Consider the following 13,025-nt stretch of genomic DNA (forward strand, 5'->3'; position numbering starts at 1 on the left):
GATAGCCCTGGGAATACCTGTGAAAAACCCTAAAAAACTTGAAAATTTCTTAAAACTTGAAAATTTCTTTGCGGAGGAAATGTCATGGGTGTATACGTGATGCTAACTAAAATATCTCCCTACGCAGTCAAAAACCTTGAAAAACTCAAGGAGATTGAACAGCACGCTGAAAAGCTCATCGAAGAGAACTGTCCAAACGTAAAATGGCTTATGAACCTTGTCGTCTTTGGACCCTACGACTACCTTGACATATTTGAAGCTCCAAATGACGAAGAAGCTGCAAAGGTAGCCATGATTGTCAGGTCCTTTGGTCATGCAACCACTGAAACCTGGCCCGCAATAGAGTGGAAAGACTTCAAGGATATAATAGGCAAAATAAAGATAGATTACAGCTGAGTTTGATTTAAACTTTTCACCTTATGGCTGAGGTTCTTATAGTGGGAAGACCAAATGTGGGGAAGTCTACCCTCTTCAACAGACTCGTGAGAAGACGCAAAAGCATCGTTCATGATATGCCTGGAGTCACGAGAGATGTGGTGGAGGGTGTGGCACACTGGCAGGGCAAAAGCTTCACGGTGGCGGATACGGGTGGAGTTCTTGAAAGAGGTGATGAGATAACAGAGAGCATAAAAAGACAGATTCAGAGAGTTCTGGCTGAGGCAAAAGCCATAATCTTCGTGGTAGATGGCAGGGAGGGTCTCACGGCAGGAGACCAGTATATTGCCCAGCTGCTATATCCCTACAAGGAAAGGGTTTTCCTTGCAGTAAACAAGATTGACAACGGCAGGTTTGAGGAAAGAGTTTACGAATTTTACTCTCTCGGCTTTGAAAGAGTCTTTCCTCTGTCTGCTCAGCACGGAAGGGGTGTGGGTGAGCTACTGAACAACCTCGTGGAGCTCCTTCCGGAGGAAGGGGCAAGAGTTATGGAAGGCATACGCATAGCCCTTGTGGGAAGACCCAACGTGGGAAAATCATCGCTGCTCAATGCCATACTCAGAGAAGAAAGGGTTGTGGTATCACCAGTCCCGGGAACCACAAGGGACTCTATTGAAGTTCCCTTCTCCTTTGATGGAAAGGACTTTGTCCTTGTAGACACTGCCGGCATTAGAAGAAGGAGCAGGGTTGAGTATGGAGTTGAATTCTTTTCTGTGGGAAGGTCCATAAAGGCAATAGAACTTTCTGACATTTCCTGCCTGGTGCTTGACCTCTCTGAAGGCATAACAGACCAGGACAAGAAAATCGGAGGTCTTATAGAAAGAAGGCACAGGGGATGCGTGATTGTGGGCAACAAGGTGGACCTTGTGAAGGCAGGCAGGAGAGAAATAGAAGCCTACATAAGAAGGGAGCTTTACTTTCTTGACTTTGCACCTGTGGTGCTGACCTCTGCAGTCAAAGGTCAGGGCGTTCAGGAGCTTATGAGAGCCTGTGAGTCTGTATGGGAAGACTACAATGTCCAGCACAAAACCTCCTTTGTAAACAGGGCGGTGGAAAAGGTTCTCAGGGAAAAACACCCACCCTCTCAGAAGGGGAAAGAAGTAAAGGTTTATTACGCCTTTCAGGAAAGCACAAGACCACCCACGGTGGTGCTCTTTACAAATGACCCTGAGCTGTGGAGGAAGGACTATCTGAGATTCTTTGAAAGAAGGCTGAGGGAGCACCTCGGCATAAAGAACGCACCTCTAAGGCTTGTGCTTAAGGGAAGGGAAGAAGGTTAAACTGCTATAAAATAAAGGACTATGATAAAAAGCCTCTTTAAGAAGCTCTGCCCCAACTGCGGTGGAGACATAAGCTCAGAAAGACTTGAGCTCGGACTTCCCTGCGAGAGGTGCATGCCAGGAAGTGGAGACTACTGTAAGAGCCTTGTGAGAGAGGGGGAGCTTACAAGGCTGTGTAACGTGGAGGAGGAGCTAAGGTCTTGGGAGGAACACTTTGAAGGCTATCTGAAGTTAAAGCCCTGGAGCCTTCAGCTCAGCTGGGCAAAAAGGGTCTTTCTTGGAAACTCCTTTGGACTTCTCGCACCCACAGGAGTGGGCAAAACCTCCTTTGGTCTTTCCATGGCAAGTTATCTGGCGAAGAAGGGTAAAAGGTCTTACATAATACTTCCCACTCGCGTTCTTGTGGAGCAGGCGGTTCAGAAACTTATCAATTTTGGTCTTGAGGAAGAAAACATACTCTACTTTTCAGAGGAAAGCCAGAAGCAAAAGGACCTCAAAAAGGCAAGACTTCAGGAAGGAGACTTTAAGGTGCTTGTGAGCACCTCCATGTTTCTGTATAGAAATCAGGAAATAATACCCAAGGGCTTTCACTTTGTGTTTGTTGACGATGTGGACTCCTTTCTGAAAACTGCAAAAAACATAGACAAGCTTCTACTTCTTCTGGGTTTTTCAGAAGAAGACATAGACCTTGCCATGAGGCTCATAAGGTTAAAGGAAAGAAGGAACAAGGAAGAGGAGGACTGGGAAAGTATAAGGGAGCTCTCTCAGAGGGTCAGAGAAGCTTCTGAAAAAAGGAGGGGGGTTCTCGTGGTCTCCTCTGCCACCTCAAACCCTCGCTCAAGCAGGATAAAGCTCTTCAGGGAACTTCTTGGCTTTGAGGTGGGAACTCCCACCTTCTATCTCAGAAATGTGGTTGACCTGTATGAGGATATAAACTCAACACCCTTAGAAGACTGGATAAGACTTCTGGGAAAGGGTGGACTGCTTTTTGTTCCCTCAGACAGGAAAAAGGAGTTTGTGGAGGAGGTTGTTTCCTACCTTCAGGAGAGGGGCATAAGGGCGGTGTCCTATGAAAAGGTAGACGACGGTGTGCTCAGGGAATACGAAGAAGGTAAGGTTGACCTCCTTGTGGGCATAGCCTCTTACAGAAACCCACTTGCCAGAGGTATAGACCTTCCTCATGTGATAAGGTATGCCCTTTTTTACGGTGTTCCCAAGATAGTTATATCTCTGAAGTTTGAGCAAAACCTTTCCCACATTCTGTGGGCTCTAATGTCTATCAGAAGCCTCCTTGCTAAAAAAATACCCCATAAGCTCAGAGAAGTGGACCGCTGGCTTGAAAGCCTGAGAAGATATCAGTATCTCAGCGAAGATTTCCTCAGGGACAAGCCTGAGCTCCTAAAGAAGATAGACAGGCTGAGGGAAGAGGTAGGCAGTTTCCTCGCCTCAGAGGAGCTTCTTGAGCTCATGCAGGCCTCGGAGGAGATAACCTTAAGGAAGACAGAAGAGGGCTATCAGATGGTGGTCTCCGATGCCACGGGCTACCTTCAGGCGAGCGGAAGGACTTCTCGCATGTTTGCAGGGGGTATAAGCAGGGGCATAAGCTTGGTTCTTGTTGATGACCCAAGAGCCTTCAGACATCTGATAAAAAAGGTAAAGTGGTTCAACGAAGATATAGAGTTCAGGGTCTTCAGGAAGGAGGAGATTGGGGGGATTCGGGAGGAAGTGGACAGAGATAGGGAAAAAATAAAGAGGTTTCTTGCCGGTGAGGAAATGCCAGAGAGCAAAGAGCTTCTAAAGCCCGTGCTTGTAGTGGTGGAGTCTCCCAACAAGGCGAGGACAATAGCGGGTTTCTTTGGCAAGGCGGTCAGAAGAAGAGTGGGAGAGCACGAGCTTCTGGAAACCTCCACAGAGGACAGATATGTGATGATAACTGCAAGCCTGGGACATGTGCTTGACCTCAACAAGGAAGAAGGTTTTCATGGAGTTTACATGAACGGAAAGCCCACGCCGGTTTATGAGGTAATTGAGGGAAAGGAAAAGATAGTCCAGAGCCTGAGGCGAATGGCCATAGAAGCTCAGGAGGTTCTGATAGCCACAGACCCCGATACAGAGGGCGAGAAGATAGGCTGGGATGTGGGGGAAATATTGAGAGCATATAACCCCAACATAAAAAGGATGGAGTTCCACGAGGTTACAAAGAAGGCCATAATGAAAGCCCTCAGGGAGAGCAGAGATTTTAACCTCAATCTTGTGAAGGCACAGGTTCTCAGGAGGGTGGCGGACAGATGGGTGGGCTTTGAGTTTTCAAAGCTCCTTCAGAGTGCCTTTGGAAAGCAGTGGCTCTCTGCTGGAAGAGTTCAGACGCCTGTCCTCGGCTGGATAATAGAGAGGGAGAAAGAATACAGACAGAAGGTATACAGGGTTGTGGTCACCATTGATGAAAGGGGCAAGCTCAGGGTAGAATGGAGCTTTGAGAAAAAGGAGGCTGCGGAGGAGTTTTACTCCAGACTTTCACAAATAAGAGTTGAATTAAAGGAGCAGAGAGAAGAGCTCAGAAACCCTCCACCCCCCTTCAGCACAGACACCATGCTCAAGTCTGCCAGCGACGCATACAGATGGTCCCTTCCAAAGACCATGAGCCTGGCCCAGACGCTTTTTGAGCTTGGATACATCACCTACCACAGGACTGACTCCACAAGGGTATCTGACTACGGCATAGGTATAGCAAGGCAGTATATAGGGGAAGAGTTTGGAGAAGCTTATTTCCATCCAAGGGCATGGGGCGAGGGTGGAGCCCACGAGTGCATAAGACCAACGAGGAGCATAGACCCGGAGGAGCTCAGAACCCTGTTTCTGAGCGGTCAGACGGAAGGGCTGACCAGAGAACACCTTCAGCTTTACGAGCTTATCTTCAGACGGTTCATGGCAAGCCAGATGAAGCCCGTAAAACTCAGGGTATACAGGCTCGGTATTCAGACTTCTGGTGGAGAGTTAGAGCTTGAAGTGCCAGCTGAGGTGCTTGAGGATGGATGGAACAGACTGGTCACAATTGACCTTTACAGCCCTCTGATTGGGGTTTTAGATGTCTCTCGGAAGAAACAACTTCTTTCACAACCAAAGGCATACCTTTATACCCACGGAGAGCTCGTGCAGGAAATGAAAAAAAGAGGTATAGGAAGACCCTCCACCTACGCCAGCATAGTGGAAAAGCTATTAGAAAGAGGCTATGTAATAGAGAACAAGGGATTTCTAATTCCCACCAAACTGGGAAAGGAGGTATATGGCTATCTGCAGAGCAGGGAGGAGGTCCATGAGTTTCTGAGAGAGGAATTCACAAGCAGGCTTGAAGAGCTCATGGACAGGGTGGAGGAAGGTAAGGAGGATTATGTGGATATACTCAACAACCTCTACAGGAGTATAATAGAAGTGGATAAAAAGCTGGAGGTGGTCTGATGGTGTTGCATCCTCTTTTTTCCTACCCTACCATATTGCTTGCCCTTATTGTCTTTACTCTCTACATCCTCAGTCTGCTGAAAACAAGGAATATGATGAGGTATGCTCTTTACCTGAACGTGCTTCTCATAATCTTTGCCCTGCTATCGGTGTTGTTTGGTTTTGGTGTGTCTTCTGTTCCTCTGGTTCAGTCAAAGGTGCCCTTCATATGGGGCTTCCCCCACAAGTGGAACGGTGTATTTGTGTTTGTTTTCTCAGTGCTTACCTTTGTGGTATTCTGGTTCAAAGGCGAGACTGCAGGTAAAAAGCTTATAATTCTCCCGGCTGTGGGGCTTTTGCTGACCCTTTTCCAGTTCTTCACAGGTTGGATGCTGAGGCTCGTCTTTTTCTCCTAAAGAGCCTTGAAAGGTAAAAAACAGGGCATAGCTTTATAAGGCATGCTGGAAAAGTATGAACTCCTGAAGGAATACGGCGGTCCTCTGGACCTGAAAGGATATGACTATAGAGAGCTTGAACGTCTTGCGGAAGAGGTAAGGGATTATCTGATAGAAGTGACCGCCAGGAACGGTGGACATGTGGCGCCGGGATTGGGTGCCGTAGAGCTGACCATTGCTCTTCTGAGAGTCTTTGAAGCTCCAAAGGACACCATAGTCTGGGACATAGGTCATCAGGCTTACCCATGGAAGATACTTACCGACAGAAAGGAGCTTTTCCCAACCCTCAGACAGTATGGTGGCATATCAGGCTTTCTCAGAAGAGAGGAGAGCCCCTTTGACGCCTTCGGTGCAGGCCACAGTTCAACTTCCATCTCCGCAGCCCTTGGTTTCAGAAAAGCCTTTGACCTCCTTGGAGAAGGAGACCGCTATGTAGTAGCAGTAATCGGCGACGGTGCCATGACCGCAGGCATGGCTTTTGAGGCACTCAACAATGCAGGGCATTTAAGACCCAACAGGTTCATCGTAATACTCAACGACAACGAGATGTCCATATCACCCAACGTGGGAGCCATATCCACATACCTGAGCAAGATACTCAGCGGGCACTTCGTTCAGGAGACCAGGCAGAAGGTAAAGCATCTGCTGGAGCATCTGGGAAGCCCTGCCCTGAGAGTGATGAAGCTTACAGAGGAGTTTCTCAAGGGGCTTCTCTCCCCAGGAGTTATATTTGAAGAGCTTGGCTTTAACTACATAGGTCCCGTTAACGGGCACGACCTCCCCGCCCTTGAAAGAACCCTTGAGAACGTAAGGCACATAGAGGGTCCTGTCCTCTTACACGTATACACAAAAAAGGGCAAGGGCTACAAGCCTGCGGAGAGCGACCCAGTCACTTGGCATGGCGTGGCACCCTACAAAAGGGAGTCTGGAGAGTTTATAAAAAAGCCATCACCGCCAACCTGGACTTCCGTCTTTGGAAAGGCTATAGTAGAGCTGGCAGAGCACGACCCAGATGTGGTGGTTATAACCCCTGCCATGAAGGAGGGCTCTGGCCTTGTGGAGTTCAGCAGGAGGTTTCCTGAGAGGTTTTTTGATGTGGGCATTGCGGAGCAGCATGCCTGCACCTTCGCTGGTGGGCTTGCAGCGGGCGGTCTAAAGCCCGTAGCCTGTTATTACTCTACTTTTCTCCAGAGGGCTTACGACCAGCTCATACACGACGTGGCGCTTCAGAACCTGCATGTGGTTTTTGCCATAGACAGGGGTGGTCTTGTGGGAGATGATGGTCCCACGCACCACGGAGTCTTTGACCTCTCATATCTGAGGTGCATACCCAACATGGTGGTCTCTGCACCAAAGGATGAACAGGAGCTCAGAGACCTTCTCTACACAGCCCTTCACCACAACGGACCCTTCGCCATAAGATATCCGAGGGGACCTGCCTACGGCGTGCCCACAGAGGGCTTCAGGCTCATAAAGGTAGGAAGCTGGGAAGTGCTCAAAGAAGGCACAGATGGTGTAATCCTTGCAGTGGGCTACACGGTCTATCAGGCTCTAAAGGCTTCTGAAGAGCTTCTGAAGGAAGGTCTTGACCTTTCTGTAGTGAATGCGAGGTTTGTAAAGCCGATGGATGAGGAACTTCTTGAGGAGCTTTCTGCAAGGTATGAGATCTTTGTGACAGTGGAGGACAATACGGTTATAGGTGGCTTTGGTTCTGGGGTATTAGAATGGCTGGCAAAAAGAGGCTATAGCAAGAAGGTCCTCACGCTCGGAATCCCGGACAGGTTCATAGAACATGGAAACCAGAACCTGCTGAGAAACCTGGTGGGTATAGATGCTGAGGGCATAAGGGAAAGGGTGCTTGAATTTATAAAAGGCAGAGTAATCATCTGAAGGAGCATTCCTGGAAATAGGCCCTGATACCTTCTATAATACCTGAAAACTCCTCATCTGAGTAAGTGGTCTTTTGGGAGAAAGAGGGGTCAAGGGTCTTGCCAGGTATGAACCTCTGCAGATAATACCTTTTTGAGCCTCTCAGAAGCTCTGCTATTTTCAGTATGTCTTCACCGTTGAGCTGTTCTTTGACAACGGTGGTTCTGAACTCATAATCCACCCCAGAGGCCTTTATTAGCTCTATGCTTTCCAGTATTCTGTCCACATCAACCTCAACACCGCAGACCTCTTGGTATTTGTAGGGCGGGGCTTTCACATCCATGGCTACATAATCCACAAGCCCTCTTTCCAGAAGTCTTTTCAGGACATGGGGCTGGCTTCCGTTTGTATCCAGCTTTATGGCATATCCCATATCCTTAACCCTTTCAGCAAACTCCTCTAGACCCCTCTGAATCGTAGGCTCACCGCCGGTTATAACTACCCCCTCTAAAAGACCCCTCCTCTCCTTAAGGAAAGAAAACACCTCCTCTGACGGAATGACGGGAACGAATTTCTCTGGCAGGACGAGCTCCACATTGTAACAGTATCCACACCTGAAGTTACAGCCCTGCGTGAAGACTATGCAGGCAGGTCTGCCGGGAAAGTCTATAAGGGTAAACCTCTGAAAGCCACCAACCCTGAAAAGACACAGGGGATACTCAGAACTCACAGATACGCCAGCCAAATCTTTCATCCTATAAGCTCTCTCCTGAAGGTTTTTCTCATCCTGAACTCCTCTCTTTTGCCCTCGTTCCACTGATGAACTGGTCTCAGGTAGCCCACAACCCTTGAATACACCTCTGTCTTTGAGCCGCAGTATGGACAGGCTTCATGTTCTCCAGAGATATAGCCATGATTCGGACAGACGCTGAAGGTGGGTGTTATGGTAAAGTAGGGAATCCTGTATTTTTCACATACCTTCTTTACAAATCTCTTGAGTGCTTCCACATCTTCTATCCTCTCTCCAACGAAGAAATGTATAACCGTTCCGCCCGTGTACCTTATCTGAAGCTCCTCCTGATGCTCAAGCACAAGGAATGGGTCGTCGGTGTAGTCAACGGGCAGCTGGGTGGAGTTTGTGTAGAAGGGCTCTGCACCCTTTCTGTAGTTATCCTCATTTGCCACAAGTATATCAGGGAAGAGTTTTTTATCAAGCCTGGCAAGCCTATAAGCGGTGGATTCGGCTGGTGTTGCCTCGAAGTTGTAGTTGTTACCAGTCCTTTTTTGAAACTCAAGGAGCTTCTCCCTCATGAAATCAAGAACTCTTATGGCAAAGTTCCTCCCCTCAGGCTCTGCTATGGAAACACCAAGGAGGTTAAGACACGCCTCGTTCATACCCACAAGACCTATGGTAGAAAAATGATTCTTCCAATATTGCCCGAATCTGGATTTTATTTCTCTGAGATAAAACTTTGAGTAGGGATATAGTCCCCTATCTGTAAGTTCCTCTAAAACCTCTCTCTTTATCTCAAGGCTTTCCATGGCAAGCTCCATAAGCTCAGAAAGCCTCTGGAAAAACTCCTCCTCCGATTTTGACAGGTAACCAATCCTGGGCATATTTACGGTGACCACACCTATGGAACCTGTGAGAGGGTTTGCCCCAAAGAAGCTGCCACCCTTCCTCTCAAGTTTGCTCAGGTCTAGCCTGAGCCTGCAGCACATACTCCTCACATCCTCGGGCCTCATCTCAGAGTTAACAAAGTTGGCAAAATAAGGAATACCATACTTTGCGCTCATCTTCCATAAGCCTTCATATACGGGATTTTCCCAGTCAAAGTCCTTTGTTATGCTGTAGGTGGGTATGGGGAATGTAAAGACCCTTCCCTTGGCATCCCCCTCCAGCATCACCTCAAAAAAGGCTCTGTTCAGCATATCCACCTCTTCCTGAAACTCACCATATACCGCATCCTTCAGCTCCCCGCCTACGAGAGCAGCCTGCTCCCTGTATATGGGGGATACTTTCAGGTCAAAAGTTAGGTTTGTAAAAGGCGCCTGAAAGCCAGTTCTTGTGGGAACGTTCAGGTTGTAAACAAACTCCTGAATTGCCTGTTTTACCTGTTCGTAGCTGAGTCTATCATACCTTATAAAAGGGGCGAGGAGGGTATCAAAGTTGGAAAAGGCCTGAGCCCCTGCAGATTCACCTTGAAGCGTGTAGAGAAAGTTCACAATTTGACCGAGGGCGGAGGTGAAGTGCCTCGGAGGTCTGCTCTCAATCTTCCCGGGAACTCCTCTGAAGCCATTGAGCAGAAGGTCCCAGAGGTCCCACCCTACACAGTAAACGCTGAGAACCTGAAGGTCATGGATGTGAAAATCACCTCTCAGGTGTGCATCCCTTATTTTTTTCGGATAAACCTTCTCAAGCCAATAGGTCCTGCTCACATAAGAGGTTATGTAAAAGTTCAGCCCTTGAAGAGAATAGGTCATGTTGCTGTTTTCCCTTACCTCCCAGTCTTCAAGGTTTATGTATCTTTCCACAAGGTTTATGCTGTCCCTTTCAACCACCCATCTCTCATAAGCCTCAAGAAGATTCCTTTCCTGCAGGAATGTGATTAGAGCTTCCCTTGAGTTCTCCATACCCTTCTCATATAAAAAGGTCTCAAAGTCCTGTTTGATACCAAGGTATTCCACAAACTCTTCCAGAGCACCCACCATTGGTCTTAATATATGCCTCTAAAAGAGAATTAAATAAAGCACAAGTGCAAAAGCCACGCAAAGGGCGCAGGCTATAAGAAATCTTATGAGCTTCCCAATCTGAGCACCTCCATAACCGCAGTGTTTTTCTCATACAGTCTTGTAAGGTTTTCGCTCCTTCTCGTTATCCAGTTGCTTCTGTAGAGGTGGACCTCTCTGCGAATCTGCTGAGGCCCTCCCTTGAGGACCACAGGCTCCTTCTCTGCCTCTGGTATGTAATCAAGGAGGTTTCTGAGAAATTCCGTGTGGTTGAAGGCTTTCTGTAAAAACCTCCGGGTTTTTACTTCACCCATTAGGGTTTCAACAGTTCCCTCAAGCTCACCGATCATAGCCATGGGAATCCTTATCTGTGCATACTGGGCAATCCCATCCTCAAAGGGTGAGAAGACCACAAGATGCTCAAGACCATCAAAGACCTTTTCAAGCTCTTCTATCCTTATATAATCCGTCAGGTCTTCACCGAAGATTATGAGGTTTTTCGCCTTCTGGAGAGCACTGGAAGGGCTTGAAAGCCAGTCAAGGGGTATATGTTTTATAAGTCCAAGAAAGTTGCTGTCGTGCAAAAGCAAGAGCTTAAAGCCCTTTTCCCCACAGATTTTTTTCAGATATGTTCCCCATTCTGCTGCTTCATATGGTTGCATGCCCACGGCGTTAAACACCATAACACCTCTGCCTTCAAGCTTTTCAAGGTGGTCTTTTTCAATAAGAACGGGGTTAAACTTTGAGTCTCTCTGCACCTTGCCTATCTTGTAGACTTTCCCCCTTGTGTAATAGGAAAGAACGGGTGCAGTTGAGGTTATATCTTCGCCTATGAAGACATAAAAGTCTGCATCTTTGATTTCCTCCATGCTTACGGGTTTGTACTCTCCGTAGTTCTCAAGGAAAGGCATCAGGTCAAAGGAGAGTGTGGAGCTTACCATAATGCCTGTCCTTTTTACCAGCTCCCTTAATAGGCTGTAGTCTTCCTCTGTCATGTAGGAGGAAAGGAGGATCAGAGTTTCTTCTGGCTTCCCCTTCATTATCATAGAGAGGAAATTGGCTACGTTACCACTGGTCTCCTCCCTGCCAAACATACTTGGAGACCTGAGCCTTTCGTGATTGAGCACATCATAGCCAAAGAAGGCTTTTGCACATATGTTTAACTCGTCGGTGGGCTTTGTCCTGTAAACCTTCTCCTTTGACCTCCAGTCACCCGTGCCATACTCTACCTGAATTTCACATCCCACAGGGCATATGTTACAGATGGTCTTATCTCTTTTCAAAAGCCAGCTCCTCGTCCAGTACTTGAAGGGCTTGGATATTATGGCACCTACAGGACAGACATAAACGCACAGACCGCACATTTCACACATGGAAGTATCCATGGGTCTCAGGGTTGGAGCTATGTTTGCCTGAAACCCCCTCTCTTCCACATAGAGGGCATGGGCGCCGTTCACATCATCACAGGCTCTAGTGCACCTGTAGCACACTACACACCTGTTGGAATAATACTCTAAAAAGTCGCTCTCCCAGTCCAGCTGATGTCTCTCCTTTTCAAGGGCAGAAACGGGCACTACCTGCTTCTGCGGACCGAAGAGGGCTCCGTAGTTCTGAAGGTCACACTCTCCAGCCTTGTCGCATATGGGGCAATCAAGGGGATGTCTGGTCATAAAGGCCTGAAGAAGATACTTCTGGTTTTCCTTCACCACTGGGTGCTGGATGGATATGGACATACCTTCTTCTGGGTATACGTTGCATGATGTCATGAGCCTTCCCGTCTTTTCGTTGTAGACAACGCACATTCTACAGGCGCCGATAATCTTAAGGCGTGGATGGTAGCAGAAGTAAGGAAGGTTTATACCAAGGTCAAGCAAGTTCTGAAGAAGAGGTTTGCTTCTGTCCACCTCATACTCTATGCCGTCAACGTATATCTTTGCTCTGCTCATACTCTACTCCTCCTTCAACATGAATTAGGTAAATATCATCCTTTGACTTGGCTACCCCAATTTTGCCCTTTCCAGACCTTTTAGCCTTATACATGGCTTCATCTGCCCTCTTTATTACGTCTTTAAAGCTACTATCCTCTCTGAGGGACTGGGTCAGCCCTATACTTACTGAAATAGGAAAAATAAGCTGTATCTGTTCCACACACCTGAGCAGTCTCATAGCCGCATGTTCGCTTGCATCAAGGCTCGTGTTGGGTAGAATAACGAGAAACTCATCCCCACCATACCTGCAAGCAACATCTGATGACCTTACCATTACCCTAAGACATGCAGATATCTTTTCTATGGCTCTATCTCCCATAATATGCCCATACCTATCGTTTATCTCCTTGAGATTGTCAATGTCTATAAACATAAGTCCAAAGGGTTGCCCGTACCTGGTCCAGAGGGTAAAGCTCTTTTCAAGGAAGCTTTCCGCAAACTTCCTGTTATACAGACCGGATACAGAATCTATAATGCTTGACCTGAGTATGTCCACATTGGTTATGTTTATAACACTCTCCCAGTATATGCCGCCCATGGGCACCTTTCCATAGCTTCTTATATAGTTTTCATAGTCTATGCTTATTATGTCTGTGTCTACAACCTTGTCGTATACAGGACATTTAATGCCCTTCTGATAGCAGGGCTCTTCAAAACCGTATAAAACCTTGTAACACTTTTTACCTATAACTTCACCAAACATCTTCTTTGCAGTAGAATTTAAGGCTATTAGATTATAGGATGAATCAATTATAACTGATGGTATAAAATTTTTTAATTCTTGCTCTTTAAGTTCCTGAATTTCTTCGTTTTTTAAATTTTTCATACCATAA

Annotated in this window: 9 protein-coding genes; 5 read left to right on the forward strand and 4 right to left on the reverse strand. The window is 47.2% G+C overall.

Features of this window, described 5'->3' with window-relative positions:
- The first annotated feature begins 84 nt into the window (after window positions 1-84).
- The 5 genes from ACKRDP_RS08985 to dxs are packed head-to-tail and all read left to right on the forward strand — an operon-like array spanning window position 85 to window position 7,495.
- The gene (locus ACKRDP_RS08985; protein WP_409154427.1) at window positions 85-396 is read left to right on the forward strand and encodes a GYD domain-containing protein; all 312 of its coding nucleotides are present in this window, start codon (window positions 85-87) and stop codon (window positions 394-396) included.
- A gap of 23 nt (window positions 397-419) precedes the next feature.
- Window positions 420-1,715, forward strand: a complete 1,296-nt coding sequence (gene der / locus ACKRDP_RS08990; RefSeq protein ID WP_409154428.1) for a ribosome biogenesis GTPase Der — start codon at window positions 420-422, stop codon at window positions 1,713-1,715.
- 21 nt (window positions 1,716-1,736) lie between these two features.
- On the forward strand, window positions 1,737-5,171 hold the full coding sequence (rgy, locus tag ACKRDP_RS08995) for a reverse gyrase (RefSeq protein ID WP_409154429.1): 3,435 nt from the start codon (window positions 1,737-1,739) through the stop codon (window positions 5,169-5,171).
- A complete protein-coding gene (locus ACKRDP_RS09000; protein WP_409154430.1) occupies window positions 5,171-5,566 on the forward strand; it encodes a hypothetical protein in 396 nt (131 codons plus the stop codon). Before rgy ends, ACKRDP_RS09000 begins: the two co-directional genes overlap by 1 nt.
- Window positions 5,567-5,608: 42 nt before the next feature.
- Window positions 5,609-7,495: a 1-deoxy-D-xylulose-5-phosphate synthase gene (dxs, locus tag ACKRDP_RS09005; protein ID WP_409154431.1), complete on the forward strand. Its 1,887-nt coding sequence runs from the start codon at window positions 5,609-5,611 to the stop codon at window positions 7,493-7,495.
- Here the strand turns inward: dxs and ACKRDP_RS09010 are convergent.
- The 4 genes from ACKRDP_RS09010 to ACKRDP_RS09025 form a co-directional block, all read right to left on the reverse strand.
- Window positions 7,488-8,228: an anaerobic ribonucleoside-triphosphate reductase activating protein gene (locus ACKRDP_RS09010; RefSeq protein WP_409154432.1), complete on the reverse strand. Its 741-nt coding sequence runs from the start codon at window positions 8,226-8,228 to the stop codon at window positions 7,488-7,490. The two genes, dxs and ACKRDP_RS09010, sit on opposite strands and share 8 nt — an antisense overlap.
- A complete protein-coding gene (locus ACKRDP_RS09015) occupies window positions 8,225-10,186 on the reverse strand; it encodes a ribonucleoside triphosphate reductase (RefSeq protein WP_409154433.1) in 1,962 nt (653 codons plus the stop codon). Before ACKRDP_RS09015 ends, ACKRDP_RS09010 begins: the two co-directional genes overlap by 4 nt.
- A gap of 83 nt (window positions 10,187-10,269) precedes the next feature.
- Window positions 10,270-12,150 carry a 2Fe-2S iron-sulfur cluster-binding protein gene (locus ACKRDP_RS09020; RefSeq protein WP_409154434.1) on the reverse strand — a complete coding sequence of 627 codons (1,881 nt, stop codon included), beginning with the start codon at window positions 12,148-12,150 and terminating at the stop codon, window positions 10,270-10,272.
- Window positions 12,125-13,018 (reverse strand): GGDEF domain-containing protein, encoded by an 894-nt coding sequence (locus ACKRDP_RS09025; RefSeq protein ID WP_409154435.1) that lies wholly within the window; start codon window positions 13,016-13,018, stop codon window positions 12,125-12,127. The genes ACKRDP_RS09020 and ACKRDP_RS09025 overlap by 26 nt, the downstream gene beginning before the upstream one ends.
- Window positions 13,019-13,025: the final 7 nt, after the last annotated feature.

Source organism: Pampinifervens navoyensis (assembly GCF_046159715.1).
Classification (GTDB): domain Bacteria; phylum Aquificota; class Aquificia; order Aquificales; family Aquificaceae; genus Pampinifervens.